This window comes from Pseudodesulfovibrio indicus (genome assembly GCF_001563225.1).
Taxonomy (GTDB): Bacteria; Desulfobacterota; Desulfovibrionia; order Desulfovibrionales; family Desulfovibrionaceae; genus Pseudodesulfovibrio; species Pseudodesulfovibrio indicus.
The window spans coordinates 2,118,738-2,136,726 of record NZ_CP014206.1; the positions used below are offsets into that span (position 1 = coordinate 2,118,738).

General features: G+C 66.3%; 13 protein-coding genes and 1 tRNA gene. 10 read left to right on the forward strand and 4 right to left on the reverse strand.

Annotation, left to right across the window (positions count from 1 at the left end):
- Positions 1–168: 168 nt before the first annotated feature.
- From AWY79_RS09350 to AWY79_RS09360, 3 genes are read left to right on the forward strand one after another with little or no spacing between them, the layout of a single operon-like run.
- A complete protein-coding gene (locus AWY79_RS09350; protein ID WP_233490890.1) occupies positions 169–1,386 on the forward strand; it encodes a bifunctional folylpolyglutamate synthase/dihydrofolate synthase in 1,218 nt (405 codons plus the stop codon).
- Between the two features lie 13 nt (positions 1,387–1,399).
- Positions 1,400–2,806 carry an L-seryl-tRNA(Sec) selenium transferase gene (gene selA / locus AWY79_RS09355; RefSeq protein WP_066802811.1) on the forward strand — a complete coding sequence of 469 codons (1,407 nt, stop codon included), beginning with the start codon at positions 1,400–1,402 and terminating at the stop codon, positions 2,804–2,806.
- Positions 2,807–2,819: 13 nt separating this feature from the next.
- Positions 2,820–4,199 carry an aminopeptidase gene (locus AWY79_RS09360; RefSeq protein ID WP_066802812.1) on the forward strand — a complete coding sequence of 460 codons (1,380 nt, stop codon included), beginning with the start codon at positions 2,820–2,822 and terminating at the stop codon, positions 4,197–4,199.
- 82 nt (positions 4,200–4,281) lie between these two features.
- Here the strand turns inward: AWY79_RS09360 and AWY79_RS09365 are convergent, their stop codons facing one another.
- From AWY79_RS09365 to AWY79_RS09375, 3 genes are all read right to left on the reverse strand, one after another.
- Entirely contained in the window at positions 4,282–5,286 is a 1,005-nt protein-coding gene (locus tag AWY79_RS09365) for a FecR family protein (protein WP_066802813.1), read from the reverse strand.
- Positions 5,287–5,448: 162 nt separating this feature from the next.
- The gene (locus tag AWY79_RS09370; RefSeq protein ID WP_078063734.1) at positions 5,449–5,991 is read right to left on the reverse strand and encodes a tetratricopeptide repeat protein; all 543 of its coding nucleotides are present in this window, start codon (positions 5,989–5,991) and stop codon (positions 5,449–5,451) included.
- A gap of 58 nt (positions 5,992–6,049) precedes the next feature.
- Positions 6,050–6,859 carry a FecR family protein gene (locus tag AWY79_RS09375; protein WP_066802820.1) on the reverse strand — a complete coding sequence of 270 codons (810 nt, stop codon included), beginning with the start codon at positions 6,857–6,859 and terminating at the stop codon, positions 6,050–6,052.
- Positions 6,860–7,210: 351 nt separating this feature from the next.
- Here AWY79_RS09375 and selB point away from each other — a divergent pair, with 351 nt between their 5' ends.
- Positions 7,211–9,118: a selenocysteine-specific translation elongation factor gene (selB, locus tag AWY79_RS09380; RefSeq protein ID WP_066802822.1), complete on the forward strand. Its 1,908-nt coding sequence runs from the start codon at positions 7,211–7,213 to the stop codon at positions 9,116–9,118.
- 43 nt (positions 9,119–9,161) lie between these two features.
- Positions 9,162–9,908, forward strand: coding sequence for a lipid-binding SYLF domain-containing protein (locus tag AWY79_RS09385; protein ID WP_066802824.1), 747 nt, complete (start codon positions 9,162–9,164; stop codon positions 9,906–9,908).
- Between the two features lie 7 nt (positions 9,909–9,915).
- Here AWY79_RS09385 and AWY79_RS09390 read toward each other — a convergent pair.
- Positions 9,916–9,991: transfer RNA gene (locus tag AWY79_RS09390), tRNA-His, on the reverse strand.
- A 68-nt stretch (positions 9,992–10,059) separates the two neighbouring features.
- On the opposite strand from AWY79_RS09390, the gene murA reads away from it, so the two are divergent.
- From murA to AWY79_RS09415, 5 genes are all read left to right on the forward strand, one after another.
- Positions 10,060–11,316, forward strand: a complete 1,257-nt coding sequence (murA, locus tag AWY79_RS09395) for a UDP-N-acetylglucosamine 1-carboxyvinyltransferase (protein WP_066802826.1) — start codon at positions 10,060–10,062, stop codon at positions 11,314–11,316.
- 518 nt (positions 11,317–11,834) lie between these two features.
- Positions 11,835–13,451: a methyl-accepting chemotaxis protein gene (locus AWY79_RS09400; protein ID WP_066802828.1), complete on the forward strand. Its 1,617-nt coding sequence runs from the start codon at positions 11,835–11,837 to the stop codon at positions 13,449–13,451.
- A gap of 193 nt (positions 13,452–13,644) precedes the next feature.
- Positions 13,645–16,020: a DNA internalization-related competence protein ComEC/Rec2 gene (locus AWY79_RS09405; RefSeq protein ID WP_066802830.1), complete on the forward strand. Its 2,376-nt coding sequence runs from the start codon at positions 13,645–13,647 to the stop codon at positions 16,018–16,020.
- 105 nt (positions 16,021–16,125) lie between these two features.
- Positions 16,126–17,004: an HDOD domain-containing protein gene (locus AWY79_RS09410; protein WP_233490891.1), complete on the forward strand. Its 879-nt coding sequence runs from the start codon at positions 16,126–16,128 to the stop codon at positions 17,002–17,004.
- Entirely contained in the window at positions 17,004–17,885 is an 882-nt protein-coding gene (locus AWY79_RS09415) for an MBL fold metallo-hydrolase (RefSeq protein WP_066802831.1), read from the forward strand. The genes AWY79_RS09410 and AWY79_RS09415 overlap by 1 nt, the downstream gene beginning before the upstream one ends.
- Positions 17,886–17,989 lie beyond the last annotated feature (104 nt).

Here is a 17,989-nt window from a genome sequence, read left to right on the forward strand (position 1 = left end):
ATATTTCCTCTCTCAAAAATAGTTCTTAAGCACCCTCTATCACAGCTCTAGTCTGCAACGCCACGATCTATTGAAAATTATAAAAGGGGCAAGCCCCGCCCTTGTCCTGGTTCCGGGGCGCGCGCTGGGGTGTTCCATCCAGGGGCGAATCCTGATAGGAAGTCGGGTGTGACGCACTTTAGCAATTATACCCAGTTGTCGGAATACATGGACAGGCTCGGCCTGTTCCACATGGACCTGAGCCTCGGCCGGATGGAAGCGTTCTGGGAGGCGGCGGGCATGCCCGACGTCCCCGTGGTCCACGTGGTCGGCACCAACGGCAAGGGGTCCACCACGGCCTTCTTCGCCTCCCTGGCCCGCGCCCACGGGCAAAAGGTCGGGACCTTCACCTCCCCCCATTTCCTGACGCCCAGGGAGCGCGTCCAGGTCAACCGGACCATGCTCTCCGAGGAGGCGTGGGTGGAGCTGGGCAATGAGATTTTGTCCGCGCCCGGCGGCGACGCCCTGACCTATTTCGAGTTCCAGACTTGCCTGGCCATGCTCGCCTTCAGGGAGCGCAGGGTGGACGTGGCGATCATGGAGGCGGGGCTGGGCGGCCGTTTCGACGCCACCAACGTGTTCCGGCCCGGGCTGACCCTGTTCACGCCCATCGGCATGGACCACGAGGCGATCCTCGGCCCGACGCTGGCCGATATCGCCCGCGACAAGGCCGGGGCCATCCACGAAAACGGCCTGGCCATCACCGGCCATCAGGAACCGGCGGCCATGATCGAGCTGCAGAGCCGGGCCGAAGCGGTCCGGGCCCGGCTGCTCTACGCCGTGGACCTGGCCGGGCCGGTGCCTGCGGACAGGCTCGGGCTGAAGGGCATCTACCAGCAGGCCAACGCGCACCTCGCCCTGGCCGGTTGGCACTGGTTCGCCGCCGGGCGGGGAATCCGCAGCGGCCATGCGGCCGAGATTTTCGGCCTGGAGTCCGCCTTCCTGCCGGGGCGGTTCCAGCGCGTAGCCCTGAACGGGCGCGAGGTCATCCTGGACGGCGCGCACAACGCCCACGCCCTGGTCGCGCTCAAGGCCGCCCTGGACGCCGAGGGAATACGCCCGGGCAAGGTCGTGTTCGCCTGCCTCAAGGACAAGAACCTCGCGGACATGCTGCCGCTCATCCGGTCCCTGACCGACGGGCCGATCCTGGTCCCGGCCATGGAAGGGGAGCGGGCCGCGGACAACCGCGCCATCGCCGCCGCCATCGGAGGGAACGCCGTGGCGTCGGATTCCATGGAAGCGGCACTGTGCACGGAGCCTCTGGTGCCAGAACCGACACTAGTCTGCGGGTCCTTGTATTTGCTTGCCGAGTTTTATACCCTGTATCCTCATTTTCTGACTGCCTAACAATGGGATACATATGAGCAAACTTTTCAGGCATTTGCCTTCCGTGGACGAAGTGCTTTCCGCCCTGGCCAAGGGCGGCGGTTTCGGGGAGCTGCCCCGGCCGCTGGTCAAGAATCTGGTCAACGATTTTCTGGACATATGCCGTGAGGAAATCCGCGCGGGCGCGTTCTCCGAGCCGGAGCAGCTGGCCGTCAAGGCGCTGATGCCCAGACTGACGGCCTATGTGCGCGCCAAGTCCCGGCCCCATTTCCGCCGGGTGCTGAACGCCACCGGCGTGGTCATTCACACCAACCTGGGCCGCTCCCTGCTGGCCAAGCCGGCCATCGACGCGGTGGCCGAGGCGTGCGGCCACTATTCCAACTGCGAGTTCGACCTGAGCACGGGCAAGCGCGGCAGCCGCTACTCCCACGTGGAGAAGATTCTTTGCGACATCACCGGGGCCGAGGCCGCCCTGGTGGTCAACAACAACGCCGCCGCGGTGTTCATCATGCTGGAGACCTTGGCCAAGGGACGCGAGGTCATCGTCTCGCGCGGCCAGCTGGTCGAGATCGGCGGTTCCTTCCGCATCCCGGACGTCATGGCCAAGTCCGGGGCCACCCTGCGCGAGGTCGGGGCCACCAACCGGACCCACCTGCACGACTACGAGAACGCCGTGGGCGACCAGACCGGCGCGCTGATGCGCGTGCACACCTCCAATTTCCGCGTGGTCGGGTTCACCAAGGAGGTCCCCCTGGCCGAGCTGCGCAAGCTCGGCGACCGTTACAACCTGCCGGTCCTGGAGGACCTCGGTTCCGGCACCCTGTACGCCCTGGAAGGGGAGGGGCTGCTCGGCGAACCCACGGTGCAGCAGGTGGTGGCCCAGGGGGCGGACGTGGTCTCTTTCTCCGGCGACAAGGTCCTGGGCGGCCCGCAGGCGGGCGTCATCGTCGGGCGCAAGGAGTACATCGACCGCATCAAGAAGAACCCGATCAACCGGGCCATGCGTATCGACAAGATGACCCTGGCCGCCCTGGAGGCGACCCTGCGGCTTTACCTGGACATGGACGAGGCGCGGCGCAAGATTCCCACCCTGAACATGATCACCGCCTCGCCCGAGGCGCTCAAGTCCAAGGCCAGACGGCTGGCGGACGCGGTCCGCGACGCCCTGGGCAAGCGGGCCGAGGTGGGCATGAAGAAGGGCGTCTCCCGCGTCGGCGGCGGGGCGTTCCCGGAGTACGACCTGCCCGGCACCATGGTCACCGTGGCGGTCAAGGGCGTGGCCGTGAAGGCGTTGCGGGACGCGTTGCTGGACACCGATCCGCCGCTCATCGCCCGCATCGAGGACGATGAATTTCTCCTGGACCCGCGCACGCTGGCGTCCACCGAACTCAAGCTGGCTGCCCACGCCCTGAAGCAGGGTGTGGCCGCCCTCACCAAATAGCGAGGAAAAGCAAATGAGCAAGCAATTGGAATACGAGCCGAAATCCGCCTGGGAGGTGTATTCCTCCAAAAAGGATCGGAAGGCCATGGATTCCCTGGCCGCCGAGTACGTGCGGTTCCTGAGCGAATGCAAGACCGAGCGGCTGGTCATGGACTACGTTCGCGCCCGCGTGGAGAAGGCGGGCTTCGTGGACGATCTCAAGGCCCCGCTGGCCTACCGCTTCAACCGCAACAAGACCTGCTTCCTGGCCCGGAAGGGCAGGCGGCCCCTGTCCGAGGGGTACCGGCTGGTGGGCGCGCACGGCGACTGCCCCCGGCTCGACCTCAAGCAGCGGCCGCTCTACGAGGATACGGACATCTGCCTGGCCAAGACCCACTATTACGGCGGCATCCGCAAGTACCAGTGGCTGACCATTCCCCTGGCCCTGCACGGCACCGTGGTCAAGAAGTCCGGCGAGACCGTCACCGTGTGCATCGGCGAGGACCCCGGCGATCCGGTCTTCACCATCACCGATTTGTTGCCGCACCTGGCGTACAAGGAAGTGGTCAAAAAGGTGGAGGACGCCTTCGAGGCCGAGAAGCTGAACATCATCCTGGGCCAGTCCCCGTCCCTGCCCGGCAAGAAGGACGAGGAAAAGGCCAAGGAGCCGGTCAAGCGCATGGTGCTGGAGCTGCTGAACAAGCGGTACGGCATTGACGAGGCCGACTTCTTCAGCGCCGAGATGCAGGCCGTGCCCGCAGGTCCGGCCCGGTTCGTGGGGCTGGACGAGTCGCTCATCGGCGGCTACGGCCAGGACGACCGGTCCTCCGTGTTCTGCGCCCTTGAGGCGCTCCTGGCCGAGCCGGAGCCGGAATACTGCCAGATCGTGCTCTTCTGGGACAAGGAGGAGATCGGTTCCGAGGGCGCCACCGGGGCCAAGTCCTATTTCTTCGAATACTGCATGGAGGAGCTGGTGGAGGCCTGGGAGCCGGGCGCCCGCCTGTCCTCGGTGCTGATGAACGGCTCGGCCCTGTCTGCAGACGTGTCCGCGGCCATGGACCCTGACCACAAGGACGTGTACGAGCCGCTGAACGCCGCCCGGCTGGGGTATGGCCCGTGCTTCAACAAGTTCACCGGTCACCGGGGCAAGGTGGGGGCCAACGACGCCCATCCGGACTTCATCGGCTGGCTGCGCTCCATCCTCGACGATGCGGGCGTGCCCTGGCACATGTCCGAGCTGGGCAAGGTGGATATCGGGGGCGGCGGCACCGTGGCCAAGTTCCTGGCCGTGTACGGCATGGACGTCATCGACGTGGGCGTGCCCGTGCTCTCCATGCATTCCCCCTTCGAGCTGGCCTCCAAGGCGGATATCTACGCCTGCGTCCTGGCGTTCAGGGAATTCCTGAAGCGGTAGGGCGGACGGCGACGCAAAAACAGGGCGGCGGGATCATTCCCGCCGCCCTTTTCATTGGATGATGTTGCCGCGCCGGGGGAGGTTAACCACCGGGCGTGTATTCGCCGCCTGGAGACTCTTCACCTCCGGGCGAGTCGTTGCCGCCGGGCGAATCGTTGCCGCCTTCGGAGAATTCGCCGTGCTCGGCTTCCGGGCTGGGGGCGGTGTCGCTGCCGAGCCCGGAGCTGCTGCCGCGTCCGGCGTTGTCGCCGTGGGCCTGGTTAAGGCCCCTGTCCTGCAGGGACATGCGGTGCAGGGTTCCGTAATCCGGCCTGTCGCCGAGGTTCTCCTTGGTCCGGTCGATGCCCTCCTCGAACGCCTTGATCCGGTTGGCAATCTCGGACGGGGTGACCGAGGCTGCGCCAGGGCGTTCGCCCTGGGTGGTCTGGGGGGCTTCGCGGATGACCCGTTCGCGGACCTCGGGCGCCGTGGGAGCCGGGGGCGAAACCTCGCCGTCGCGGCTGACCTCCACCGACATGCCGGGGCCGGATATGGACCGCGACTGGCGCGGACTGGCCACCGAAACGGTGTGGCCCGGGGTCATGGAAAGCACGCCCGCCCGCACGGACTGGGGCGCCACCTCGGCGTAGACCTCGGTGCCCCGGATGCCGATGGTCGCCAGCGGGGTCTCCAGGGCGAACCCGTCGGGGTTGCTCTTGACGATCTCGCCGGTGACGTAGCGCACCGTGCCGAGGCCCACCTTGAGGAGCATCTTCGCGCCGGACGGTTCGCCGGAGTAGGCGTAGTCGTCAAGGGTGGTGCGGCCGTCCGGGCCCTGGGAGAAGACCGACCGATCGTTGAAGACGATCTCGACGCGGCTGCGGCTGCCGGTGACGATCACGTCCCCGGTCAGGACCGGCTGGCTTATGGCCAGGCTGCGCAGCGAGCCGTCGGCCCGTTCCGCGATGACCGATCCGGCGAGGTACGCGACCTCGCCGATGGCGTCCTGGGAAACCTCGGCCGCAAGGGCCGGGCGTTGCAGGGACAACAGGGTGAAAAGCAGAAGCAGCGGCAGAAAGAGGGACAGAAGGTAGCCTGGGCGGTGCATGGCGCATGTCTCCGAAAGGTGTGTAGAGCGGGTGAATGATGATCGTTTGTTTCAATCGGGTGTTTGAATTCTAACGCCCAGGACCCTGTTCACCTTGGTGCGCCAGGGCGTTGGGCACAATAAAGGGGCTGCGGAAATTGTCGCCGCAGCCCCTGTTGGGAATTAGCTGTCGAGAGCGGCCAGGCCTTCCTTGGTGAGCAGTTCCTCCTGGACCGGGAATCCGGCCCTCTGGGCATCCTGCATCCAGCTGAGCGCCTGGTCGAGATCCTTGGGCATGCCGAGGCCGAGGGCGTACAGCCTGCCAAGGTAGTACATGGCGGTGTCGTTGCGGTTCTCGGCGGCGGCCTTGATCAGGGCCGCGCCCTTGGCCGGATCCTGGGGAACGCCGTCGCCGTAGATGTAGAACATGCCGAGCATCAGCTGGGCGTCGTCCTGATCCAAGGTGGCCGCCTGCTGGAGCAGTTGCGCGGCCTTGGCGTAATCCTGTTTCACGCCCTGGCCCTCGGCGTACATCACGCCGAGATGGTACATGGCGTCGGCGTTGCCGTCCGCGGCGGCCTCCTCGTACTTGGTCTTGGCTTCGGCGTAGTCCTTGTCCAGGTACGCCTTGGTCCCTTGGCGTTCGGTCATGGTGCTCATGACGCAGCCCGCAAGCAGCAGGGCCAGTGCGGGGACCAGCGTGTATTGAAGAATTCGTCTTTTCATTTCGTATCGTCCTCTGAAATTATTCTAGTGGTAAAAAGCCAAAACAGGTGCCGAATGCCTAGTACCCGCCGCCTCCGCCGTCGCCGCCGTCGCTGCCGAGTCCGGACGAGCCGCTGTTGTCGCGGTCGTTTTCGGCGGTGCTTTCGGCTGTGGTCTGGAGGGACAGGTTGTGCAGGGTCTGGTAGTCGGGCTTGTCCATGCCCGCCAGATCGGACTTGGTCCGGTCGATGGTACCGGCAAAGGCCTCAACACGCCGGTCGAGGTCCGTCGCGTTGGTGGGCCTGCTGCCCAGCTCGCCCTGGGTGGTTTGCGGCGCGGCCTTGATCACCCGGGTGCGGGTGGCCGGGTCGGTCGGGCTGGGATCGGAGAGCCGTCCGGCCTTGTCGGCCTTGACCGAGTAACCGGCCGAGGTGATGGTCTTGCGGTCCGAGGCCGTGGAGACGTCCACCTGGTGGCCGGGGGTCATGGAGAGGACGCCGATTTCCTCGCCCTCGGGGGTCGCCTCGGCAAAGACCTCGGTGCCCCGTATGCCTATGGTGGTGGAGGGCGTCTGGAGCGCGAACCCGGCCGGGTTCTGCTTGACGATCTGGCCGGTCACGTAGCGGAACGTCCCGGTGCCCATCTTGAGGAGCATCTTCGAGGCCGAGGATGAATACACGAATTCGTCCAGCACGGTGCTGGATTCAGGTCCCTGGGAGAAGACCGAGTCGTCGATGAATACGATCTCGACGTGGCTTCTGGAGCCTGTGATGATGGTGTCCTTGGCCAGTACCTTGTGCGTCAGCTCCAGCTTGCGGGTTATCCCGTCCGTCTGCTGGACCTCGACCGTTCCGGCCAGGGATACGACTTCGCCGATGGCGGCCGCCATCGCCCCGTCGCCCGCAGCCTGCGCCGCAAGGGGGGCAAGCAGTATGATTGCCGTTGCAAGTATGAATGCGGCTGTCTTCCTGTACTCTTTCATCTGGTTTCCTCCCTCCTTTTGCGCGAACCAATATAGATGTTGTGCATCATTACCATAAGTTCGACACAGGTCAACAGGATAAAGCCTATCGGAACACAATTGCCGTTTGTCCGGCCAGTGTTTCCGGTCCCGGCACGGGAGGCGCGTCCGTGCCGAATCAGCCCCAAGATTTGAATCCTTGTGAGACCGCCGGTTTTTTCCTACCATGGCACCGCGTTAGACCGGAACATCAACCAGCCAACATCGGGGAAGCTCACTATGCCCGTCATCATGGGAACCGCCGGCCACATCGACCACGGCAAAACCACGCTCATCAAGGCCCTCACCGGCATCGACTGCGACAGGCTCTCCGAGGAGAAGAAGCGCGGCATCACCATCGAGCTGGGGTTCGCCTTCCTCGACCTGGGCGAGGAGAACCGTCTGGGCATCGTGGACGTCCCCGGCCACGAGAAATTCGTCAAGAACATGGTGGCGGGCGCCGCGGGCGTGGACTTCGTCACCCTGGTCATCGCGGCGGACGAGGGGATAATGCCGCAGACCCGCGAGCACCTGGAGATCTGCCAGCTCCTCGGCGTGAAGGACGGGCTGGTGGCCCTGACCAAGACCGACATGGTGGATGAGGAGTGGCTGGAGATGGTCAAGGAGGAGGTGGCCGCCTACCTGGAGCCCACCTTCCTGGGCGGCGCGCCCATCCTGGCCGTGTCCGCCCACACCGGCGCGGGCCTGGTGGAGCTCAAGGGCGAGCTGCGCAAGCTGGTGGCCGAGTTCAAGCCCCGGCGGCGCTCGGACCTCTTCCGGCTGCCCGTGGACCGCGTGTTCACCATGAAGGGCCACGGCACCGTGGTCACCGGGACCATGATCTCGGGCTCCATCTCCGTGGGCGAGGACATTCTGCTCTATCCCGGCGGGACCGGGACCAAGGTGCGCGGCCTGCAATCCCACGGCGAGACCGTGGAGACCGCCCAGGCCGGGCGGCGCACCGCCGTGAACCTGGCGGGGCTGGAGGTGGACGACGTCAACCGGGGCGACGTCCTGGCCCGGCCCGGAACCCTGTTCCCGGACACGGTCTGGGACATCGAGCTGACCGTGCTCGAATCATCGCGGCTGCCGCTCAAGCACCGCAAGGAAGTCCATTTTCACCACGGGGCGCGGGAAGTCCTGGCGCGCATCTACCTCCTGGACCGTGACGAACTGGCGCCCGGCGAGACCGCGGTCTGCCAGGTGCGCTTCACCGAGCCCCTGGCCGGGGTGTACGGAGACCGTATCGTCCTGCGCTCCTTCTCGCCCCTGCGCGCCTTTGCGGGCGGGCGGGTCATCGGCCCGGAGGGCCATGCGGTGAAACGGTTCTCGGACCGAGTGGAACTGCTTCGTCAACTGGCGGGCGACAAGCCCGAGGACGTGGCCGCCGCACAGCTGGAGCTGGCCGGGCCGCAGGGCGTGAGCTTCGCCGAGCTGCTGATCATGACCAACCTGGAGACCAAGGGACTGGAAAAGACCCTGGCCCTGCTCGGCGGCCAGCAGCGGGCCGTGCTCTTCGACAAGGAGACCCGGCGGTTCGCGGGGGGCGAACTGGCCGAACGGCTGGGCAATGAGCTCGTCGCCTTCCTGGCGGATTTCCACCGCAAGGCCTCCATGAAGCCCGGCGTGCAGCGGGGCGAGCTGGCCTCTTCCTGGGGCCGGGACGTGCCGCCCAAGCTGCTCCATTTCCTGATCGAGAGATTGCTCAAGAAGGGCGAGATCGAGGCCGAGCAAGAGATCATCCGGCTCAAGGGCCACAAAGCCTCCCTGGCCTCGGACCAGGAAAAGGTCCGCGAGACCATCCTCAAGGCGTACGTGGACGGCGGGGTCACGCCGCCGAACCTCAAGGACGTGCTCGAACCGCTCGGCATGGACGCCAAGCAGGCCTCGGCCGTGCTCCGGCTGCTCCAGGACCAGAACGAGCTGGTGCGCATCAAGGACGACATGTACTACCACGTCCCCGCGCTGGCCTCCATCCGCGACGCCATCGTCTCCTTCTTCGAAGACCATCAGGAGATGTCCGCTCCGGATTTCAAGGACCTGACCGGATTGTCGCGCAAATACCTCATCCCGGTGCTGGAATACTTCGACAAGGAAAAACTGACCGTGCGCGTGGGCGACGTCAGGCACTTCAGGAAACGCTCTTGACAGGGCAGGACGCACCCTTTAGGCCAAGGATATGCCGAACCGTATGAGACATTTCACGCTGGCTCTGGCCTTGGTCGCGCTCCTTTCGCTCGCCGCCGGTTGCGGCGTCAAGTCGCCCGGAAGCGGCTCGGACCGCGGCACGGCCCAGGCCCTGGTGGACGAGTCCACCAGGCTGCTCCAGGAATCCCTGGACAAGGACGAGGAGGGCCGTCTGCGCAGCCTCATCGCCCGCGCCAAGGGAATCCTGCTCATCCCGGCCGTGGGCGACGTCAGCTTCTTTTTTTCCCTGGGCAGCGGCAACGCGTTGGTCACGGCCCGCACCGACGAGGGCTGGACCGGCCCCGTGTTCATGTCCAAGACCACAGTGGGGTGGGGTCTCCAGGCGGGCGTGTCCAAACAGTCCGGCCTGCTTCTCGTCATGGACGAGGAGGACCTGCGCTACATCCTCAAGAAGGGGGGCGTGCTGCGCGGCCAGGCCCGGGTGGTGGCGCTGAGCGTGGACCAGGAGTACAACGAGACTCCGGAATTTCAGGAATCCGGCGACGTCTATTTCGTGGGGGCGCGGACCGGCCTGTACGCGGGCGTGGCCCTGAGCGGCGGCGGATTCTCCAACCGGCTCGGGCTGAACGAGGCCTTCACCGGGGTCGAGGGCGGCTCGCCCGAGACCATTCTCTTCGACAGGAAACTGAAGCCCCACGGCGCGGAACGGCTGCTCGACATACTGGCCGAGGCCGAGGCTTCCGGGGCGGCCCAAAACAAAAAGGACGGAACCGAAGTTCCGTCCAATTGATGTCGTCTGGGGTGAGTGATGGGACTTGAACCCACGGCCACCTGGGCCACAACCAGGTGCTCTACCAACTGAGCTACACCCACCGTGTGAGGGGCAGTTTTTAACCGAGCTTTACCCCCCGGTCAAGCAAAAGAATCAAAAAAGGATACACATGGATAAACTGATCATCGAGGGCGGCGTCCCCCTGCAGGGAAGCATTCAGGTCAGCGGCGCGAAAAACGCGGCCCTGCCCATTCTCATGGCCTGCCTGCTGGCGGAGGGCGAAGTCCGCCTGAGCAACGTCCCCCGCCTGGCCGACATCCGGACCTCCCTCAAGCTGCTGAACATCCTCGGCTGCGAGACCACCTTCGAGGGGAACGACGCCACCAGCCTGTGCACCGGCCTCAAGTCCGAGGCCCCCTACGACCTGGTCAAGACCATGCGCGCCTCGGTGCTCTGCCTCGGCCCGCTCCTGGCCCGGCTGGGCGAGGCCAAGGTCGCGCTGCCCGGCGGCTGCGCCATCGGCGCGCGGCCCGTGGACCTGCACCTGCGCGGCTTCGAGTGCATGGGCGCGGAGTTCGAGATCACCGAAGGGTACATCAAGGGCGTCTGCAAGTCCGGCCTCAAGGGGGCCAAGATGACCCTCGACTTTCCCACCGTGGGCGGCACCGAAAACATCCTCATGGCCGCCTGCCTGGCCGAGGGCGAGACCGTCATCGAGAACGCCGCCCGCGAGCCCGAGGTGGTGGACCTGGCCAACTTCCTCAACGCCTGCGGCGCGAAGATCACCGGCCAGGGCACCAGCGTGCTCCGGGTTGAGGGCGTCTCCTCCCTGTCCGGCTGCGACTACCGCGTCATGCCCGACCGCATCGAGGCAGGGACCTACATGGTCGCCGCGGCCATCACCGGCGGCGAGCTGGAAATTCTCGACTGCCCGTTCCAGGACCTGGACGCGGTCAGCTACAAGCTGCGCGAGATGGGCGTCTGGCTCCAGGAGGAGGACGGCTACGTCCTGGTCCGCCGGGCCAACGGCCTGCTCGAAAACGTGGACGTGACCACGCTGCCCCATCCCGGCTATCCCACCGACATGCAGGCCCAGCTCATGGCCCTCATGTGCCTGGGCAAGGGGACCGGCACCATCGAGGAGAAAATCTTCGAGAACCGGTTCATGCACGTCCTCGAACTCGTGCGCCTGGGCGCGGACATCCGCCTCAAGGGCCGCACCGCCATGGTCCACGGCGTGGGCAAGCTGCGGGGCGCGCCCGTCATGGCCTCCGACCTCCGCGCCAGCGCCTCCCTGGTCCTCGCCGGGCTCGCGGCAGAGGGGACGACCACCATCGAGCGCATCTACCACCTCGACCGTGGCTACGAGAACATAGAAGCCAAGCTCTCCGGCGTGGGGGCGCGCATCCGCCGCGTCAACGGCTGACCCGGCACCGCATCCGAATGACCGGACCGGCCTTCCCGCAACGGGGGGGCCGGTCCTTTTATTTATGCTGCCGGGTTCTCTTCGCGCCCGGACATCCTGGAAACACATCTTTCGTCGTTATAAATTTGTCCGGCATGCCGGGGAATTGCGATGTGTTTTGAAACAGCGGCGACGTTCGCTCCGGGCAATCGCGCAAGGTCGCGCAATCCGGCGCAGGGCCGCAGTTGCGGGGCGTTGACGCGATCCGGCGTGATTCGCAGACACCCCGGAGCCGGAGTCGCCATGTCCTCCTCATCCTTTTGCCAGAAGATGGCGAAATCAAGGGTTGCGAGTTTATTTCCAATCTTTTCAATTTGCTATGCACGGCATCTCGCGGCCGACCCGCTGGTATGCCGGTTGCTAAAAGGTGAGCCCGGGCTCGACTGACGCTGACCCTGTCGGGGATGCGGATTTCATTGTGACCATCGGGCGGCCATGGGGCCTTTGAATCGGGAGAAGGAGCAACTGGGAGGATATGGATGCTCAACGATATCAGGATACGAACCAAATTGTACCTGGCCATGGGGTTGCTGACGGGCCTGGTGATCGTCCTGGGGGCGGCCTGCACGTACACGATGATCCAGGTGGTCGGGTGTGTGGACCATACGCAGACCGCGAACCGGATGACCAAGCTGATGCTGGAGAGCCGCAGGCAGGAGAAAAACTTCATCCTGCGCGGCGAAGACTTGTACGTGAAGCGGGTCGACGACGCCGTGGCCGAGATAGCCCGGCTGTCCGACGGAGTGAGGGCCGATTTCAGCGATGCGGCCACCTTGACCCTGTTGGATGATTTCAAGCGGTCAGTCCTGTCCTACGGGACCTCCTTTACGAATATGGTCGGCCTCATCCGCCGGGCAAAGGTCCTGGAAAGCGGGGAGGGCAACGGCGCGGAATCCGCCGCCGCCCTCGAGCGGGCGACCCTGGACGTCAACGCCAAGGACGAAGCGCTCGTGGCTTCGGCGCGCGATGCCATCGCCCTGTGCGACGAATTCGCGGCCAGCCAGCGGAGCGCCATGGATGCGGCGTTGCATCGCGGGTATTGGAGTGTTGGCGTCGCGATCTGCCTGGCGACGTTGTTCGGGCTGCTCGTGGCGTGCACGTTGCCGGGGGCCATCAGCCGGGCCATGTGCGCGGGCGTGAATTTTGCCGAGGGCATGGCCGATGGGGATTTTTCCCGCGAGATGTCGATTCGGGGCCGGGACGAGATCGGCCTGCTGGGCGCGGCCCTCAACCAGATGGTCTTCCGGCTGCGCGATATCGTCCAGGGCGTGAAGCAGGCTTCGCAATCCGTGGCCTCGGGCAGCGGAGAGCTTTCCTCGACCGCCGATGCGTTGGCCCAGGGCGCCACCGAGCAGGCGGCGGGCGTGGAGGAGGTCGCGGCGAGCGTGGGCCAGATGTCGTCGAGCATCGACAGCAACTCCGTCAACGCCCAGGAGACGGAGCGGATCGCCCACGAGGCGGCGGACAACGCCCGCAGGGGCGGCGAGGCCGTCCGGCAGACCGTGTCGGCCATGCGCGGCATAGCGGACAAGACCGGCGTCATCGAGGAGATTGCCCGTCAGACCAACCTGCTGGCCCTGAACGCGGCCATCGAGGCGGCGCGGGCCGGGGAGCACGGCAAGGGATTCGCCGTGGTGGCCGCGGAGGTCAGGAAGCTCGCGGAGCACAGCCGGATGGCGGCGGGCGAGATCAGCGGCCTTTCGGCCCGGAGCGTGGAGATCGCCGACGAGGCCGGGATTCTGCTGGAGCGCATCGTCCCGGACATAGAGCGCACGGCCCGTCACGTTAAGGAGATAGCCGCCGCCTGCAAGGAGCAGAGCTGCGGGGCCGAGCAGATCGGCACGGCCCTGCGGCAGCTGGATCAAGTGGTGCAACGGAACACGGCGGCTTCGGAGGAGATGGCGTCCACTTCTGAGGAGCTGGCCGCCCAGGCCGGATTGCTCCAGTCCGCCATGGCCTTTTTCAGGATGGACGGGGCCGACGCCGTTTCCGTGGGGCGAACTGTCGCTCACGGCGCGGCGTCGATCGGGCGGCGTCCCGTACGTTCCCTGTCCCTGGCGGTGCAGGGCCAATCCGACGAATACGAGCGCTGGTAGAACCGGAAAAACCCAGTTGCAGGGGGCGGCCTGGCCGCCCCCTTTTTCGTCGCCTGCGCTCTCTTGACGGTCGCCGCCGGACGGCTTGAAGATGCGGGCCAATCCGTACCCGCGCCTTGGTCCGGCTGACTTTGGGCCGGGTTGCTGCTAAGGGGATGGCGTGAGGAACGCTTGTTGGACATATGCGCCCGCCATGCCGGGGTTGCTGCCCTGGCAGACCTATGTTCTGGCCTTCGGGGCCGGGGTGTACGGGGTGCGTTATCCCGCTGGGGCGGCTGGCGCGCTTGCCGTGCTCTGCGTTGCGGACTTCGTCCTGCGCGGCCGGGATTGCCGGGTGCCGCTGCTGGCCGTGGTCCTGTGCGCCGTCTTCGGGTTCGCCTACGGCACGCAGCGCACGCCCGACGGCGTGGCGGAAGTTCCCGGCTGGATGGAGGCACGACAGCCCGTGCTGCTTTCGGGGGTGGTGGTCTCCGCCGAACCGCGCCCGGATCATCGGCTGCGGGTCATCCTGGAGCAGGTGCGGTGCGAGGCGGACGGCGCGGTCACGGAACTGCCGGGCCGGTTGACCTGGAGCGAGCGCGACACGGACTACCGCCCCTTGCCGGGGCAGACCCTGCGGGCGCTGGCAAGGGTGCAACCGGTGCGGAATTTCGGCGACCCCGGCACCTGGGACTATGAATGGTACTGGCGGCGACAGGGGGTACTCTGGCGCGCCTGGCCGACGGGCAGGGCCGGGCCGGAGTGGGGCGCCCGGCCCGAGGGCGCGCTGGCCGGGCTCAAGGCGGCGTTGCGCGGGCAGGTGGCGGGCCTACTGCCGGACACCAGAGGCGGGGCCATGGTCCTGGCACTGACCGCAGGGGACCGGTCGGAGCTGGACCAGGCGACCTTGGACGCCACGCGCAGCGCCGGGCTGGCGCATACCCTGGCCCTGTCCGGGCTGCACGTGGGATTCGTGGCGGCCATGGGATATTTCCTCGCGCTGCTGGCGGGCTGGTGTTGGCCGCCGCTGTTGCTCAAGGTGCCGCGCCCCCGGCTGGCCGTCCTGTTCGGCGCACCGCTGGTGCTGATCTATGCCTGGCTCGGCCAGCCCTCGGCCTCGCTGGTCCGCGCCTCGGTCATGTTCGGGTTCTGGGGGCTGCTCCTGCTCCAGGGGCGGGGCAGGGTGCTGCTGGACGGGCTGTTCTTCGCCCTGGCCGCCATCCTCTTCATCTCGCCCCTGTCCGTGTTCGACCTCTCCTTGCAGATGTCCCTGGCCGCTGTTGCCGGAATCGCGCTGCTGTACCCGTTGTTCCGGTCCCTGTTCGCCGGGGGCGGGCCGCTGGTCCTGCGGGTGGGCCGCTGGGCATTGGGCGTGCTGGCGGTGAGCGTCAGCGCGACTCTGGGCATCCTGCCCCTCTCCGTCTGGTATTTCGGGGCCTTCGCCCCCAACCTGCTGCTCAACCTCGTCTGGCTGCCGGCGCTGGGGTTCGCGGTCATGCCGCTGGGGTTCCTCGGCATGGCGCTCGCGCCGGTATCCGGGAGCGCGGCCGGGCTGTTGCTTTCGACGTCGGCGGCCGTGGCCGACAAACTGCTGTGGGCGCTGGACGCGGTGCGCGGAACCGGACTGACGCCGGTCTGGGCCACGCTCCGCCCCCTGTGGCCGGAATCCCTCGGTTTCGCGCTGCTGCTGGTCCTTGCGGTCTTGAGTCTGCGCGGGCGAAGGGTGTCCGCCGGACTCGCCGGGCTGGGGCTTGCGCTGCTGGTCCTGCCCCAGGCATGGGTCATGGGGCTGGACAGCCGTGACCAGGTGTCGCTTACCATGCTCGACGTGGGGCTGGGCCAGTCTCTGGTGGTCTCCCTGCCGGGCGGCCGCCGCTGGCTGGTGGACGCGGGCGGCGGCTCGCGGACCTTCGACCTGGGCGAGGCCGTGGTCGGGCCGAGCCTGACCCTGGGCCGCCCGCCGAGGTTGGACGGGATATTCCTCTCCCACCCGGACGTGGACCACAGCCACGGGGTGCCGTTCCTGATTGAGCGGTTCTCGGTGGGCGCGCTGTACACCAACGGCATGCTCCCGTCCGGGCTGACGGGCGAACGGCTGCGCCCGGCGCTGGCCGCGCGGGGACTGGTGCCGATCCGTCTTTCGGCGGGCGACGCGGTGGAGCTGGGCAGCGGGACGCGGGTTGCGGTGCTGCATCCCGGCGAGGGGTTTTCGGCCAGGCGGGCCAACGAGCGGTCCCTGGTGCTGCGGCCGGAGCGGGCCGGACGCCATCTGGCCCTGCTGCCGGGCGACGTGGAGCGGTCCGGGGTGCGGGCGCTGCTGGACAGCGGGGCCGATCTCTCGGCCGAGGTCCTGGTCCTGCCGCACCACGGCAGCCGGGTGAGCTTCGATCCCGATTTCTATGCGGCGGTCTCACCAAGGGTGGTGCTCGTCTCCAACGGCTATCTCAACCGTTACGGGTTCCCGGACCCCGGCGTGGCGGCGGCGGCGCGGGCGGCGGGCGGCGCGGTCTACACCACGGCCCGGAACGGGCGGGTGGTCTGCACCTGGACGGGCCCGGAGGGGGAATCAATAGTGGATATGCTGTATTGACTTTCTCTTGCCACACTTTACCGCCTGGGATAATAACCGCCGATAGGGCGGACTGCGAACGCCATGGGGAATGGCTAACCAAGGGCGGATCGATTCAAGGTGGGTATGCGCATATTCGATGATTCCATGAGCGACGTCAGGGACAGGCTGCTTGAGGCGGTGGAGCGGATGCCCGCCTTCCCCGAGAGCGTCCACCAGGTCCTGACGCTTTCCCAGGACATCAATTGCTCGCAAAAGGAGCTGGTCGAGGTCATCAAGAAGGACCCGGTCTTCACGCTCAAGATATTGCGGCTGGTCAACTCCCCCTATTTCGGGCTCTCCCGCGAGATCACCTCCATCAACCACGCCAGCGTCTACCTCGGCCTGAACACGCTCAAGAACGTGGCCCTGGGCCTGGCGGCCGTGGGGGCCATCCCGAGGTCCGCCTCCACCCGGATGGACATGGGCGCGTTCTGGCTTCACTCCCTGGCCGTGGCCACCTGCGCCTCCATGCTGGGCCGCAAGCTGGGCGTCTCCCGCGACGACACCGCCAATTATTTCGCCTCCGGGCTGCTCCACGACATCGGCAAGGTGGTCTTCGCCCTGTACCTGCCCGAGGAGTTCGAAAAGGTCGTGGTCAAGGCGTCGGCACAGGGCGAACCCATGCATCAATGCGAGCTGGAGATCATCGGGGCCACCCACGCCGACCTCGGCGGGATGCTGGCCGACAAGTGGAACCTGCCCTCGGAGCTGCGCGACGCCATCGCCCTGCACCATTCCTCGGGCGGGATCGGCTCGCAGCTCAACGACTGCCTGTTCATCGCCAACCAGATCACCAAGAAACTCTCCTTCGGCTCGGCCGGGAATTTCGTGGTGGAGCCGCTGGCCGAGTCCATGGTCAACCGGTTCTCCATGGACATGGACGCGCTCATCGCCGACCTGCCTTCCCTGGCCGAGGAAGTGGAGAGCGCGCGCATCTTCATCAAGCTGGGAGAATCGCGGTGATGCGGGTCCGGCTGCGCGGCACGAGGGGTGCCATCGCGGTGCCGGGCGAGCAGACCGTGGTCTACGGCGGAAACACCACCTGCATCGAGGTCCGCTGCGGCGACGAGGGGCTGATCGTGCTGGACGCCGGGACCGGCATCCGGTCGCTGGGTCAGGAACTGGCCGCCTCCATGCCCGTGACCTGCCACGTCTTCATCACCCACACCCACTGGGACCACATCTCCGGTCTGCCGTTCTTCCTCCCGCTGTATTCAGCGGGTAATTCGGTGGCCATCTACGGTCCGCCAGACCCCCTCGCCCTGACCGGCATCGAGGCCGTCCTGTCCCGGCAGTTGGAGTATCCGCACTTCCCGGTGCGCGTGGCCGAACTCAAGGCGGATATCGAGTACCACACCCTGTTCGACCGCCAGACCGTGGACCTCGGCTTCGCCACGGTCTCGACCCTGCTCATGAACCATCCGGCCCCGGATTTCGGCTACCGGGTGGACTACGGCGGAAAATCCCTGTTTTTTACCGGTGACCATGAGCCGGTTTTCAACGTCTATCATCTAGGCGAGTCCGAATTTGAAGACTACGGCCGGATCGTGGCCGAACGCGATCGTGACCTGGTCAAGTTCATCGGCGGCGTGGATCTGCTCATCGCGGATGCCCAGTACACCGCCGAGGAATACGAACAAAAAAAAGGTTGGGGCCATTCTTCCGCCGAATGGGTCCTGGACCTGGCTCGCCGAACGGGTGCAAAACACACTCTGCTGACCCACCATGACGCCGTCCGGACGGACGCCGATCTTGACGCCATCCTCGCCCGATTGCAGGAGGAGTGGAAGGGTGCGGGTCTGCGTTTCGACCTGGCGCGCGAAGGTCGGGTCATCGAATTGTGACCGGGCGGGGCGTCCCTCCGGCTCATGTAACAGTTGCGGTTTTTAGGATTAAATGACATTAATGCATATCTTCAACCAAGGCGGGCGAGATTCCGAGGAGGGCG

Coding starts and splice junctions, on each gene's coding strand:
- selA (WP_066802811.1), top strand. CDS start 1,400: ATGAGCAAACTTTTCAGGCATTTGCCTTCCGTGGACGAAGTGCTTTCC.
- AWY79_RS09360 (WP_066802812.1), top strand. CDS start 2,820: ATGAGCAAGCAATTGGAATACGAGCCGAAATCCGCCTGGGAGGTGTAT.
- AWY79_RS09365 (WP_066802813.1), bottom strand. CDS start 5,286: ATGCACCGCCCAGGCTACCTTCTGTCCCTCTTTCTGCCGCTGCTTCTG.
- AWY79_RS09370 (WP_078063734.1), bottom strand. CDS start 5,991: ATGAAAAGACGAATTCTTCAATACACGCTGGTCCCCGCACTGGCCCTG.
- AWY79_RS09375 (WP_066802820.1), bottom strand. CDS start 6,859: ATGGCGGCCGCCATCGGCGAAGTCGTATCCCTGGCCGGAACGGTCGAG.
- selB (WP_066802822.1), top strand. CDS start 7,211: ATGCCCGTCATCATGGGAACCGCCGGCCACATCGACCACGGCAAAACC.
- AWY79_RS09385 (WP_066802824.1), top strand. CDS start 9,162: ATGAGACATTTCACGCTGGCTCTGGCCTTGGTCGCGCTCCTTTCGCTC.
- murA (WP_066802826.1), top strand. CDS start 10,060: ATGGATAAACTGATCATCGAGGGCGGCGTCCCCCTGCAGGGAAGCATT.
- AWY79_RS09400 (WP_066802828.1), top strand. CDS start 11,835: ATGCTCAACGATATCAGGATACGAACCAAATTGTACCTGGCCATGGGG.
- AWY79_RS09405 (WP_066802830.1), top strand. CDS start 13,645: ATGCCGGGGTTGCTGCCCTGGCAGACCTATGTTCTGGCCTTCGGGGCC.
- AWY79_RS09410 (WP_233490891.1), top strand. CDS start 16,126: ATGCGCATATTCGATGATTCCATGAGCGACGTCAGGGACAGGCTGCTT.
- AWY79_RS09415 (WP_066802831.1), top strand. CDS start 17,004: ATGCGGGTCCGGCTGCGCGGCACGAGGGGTGCCATCGCGGTGCCGGGC.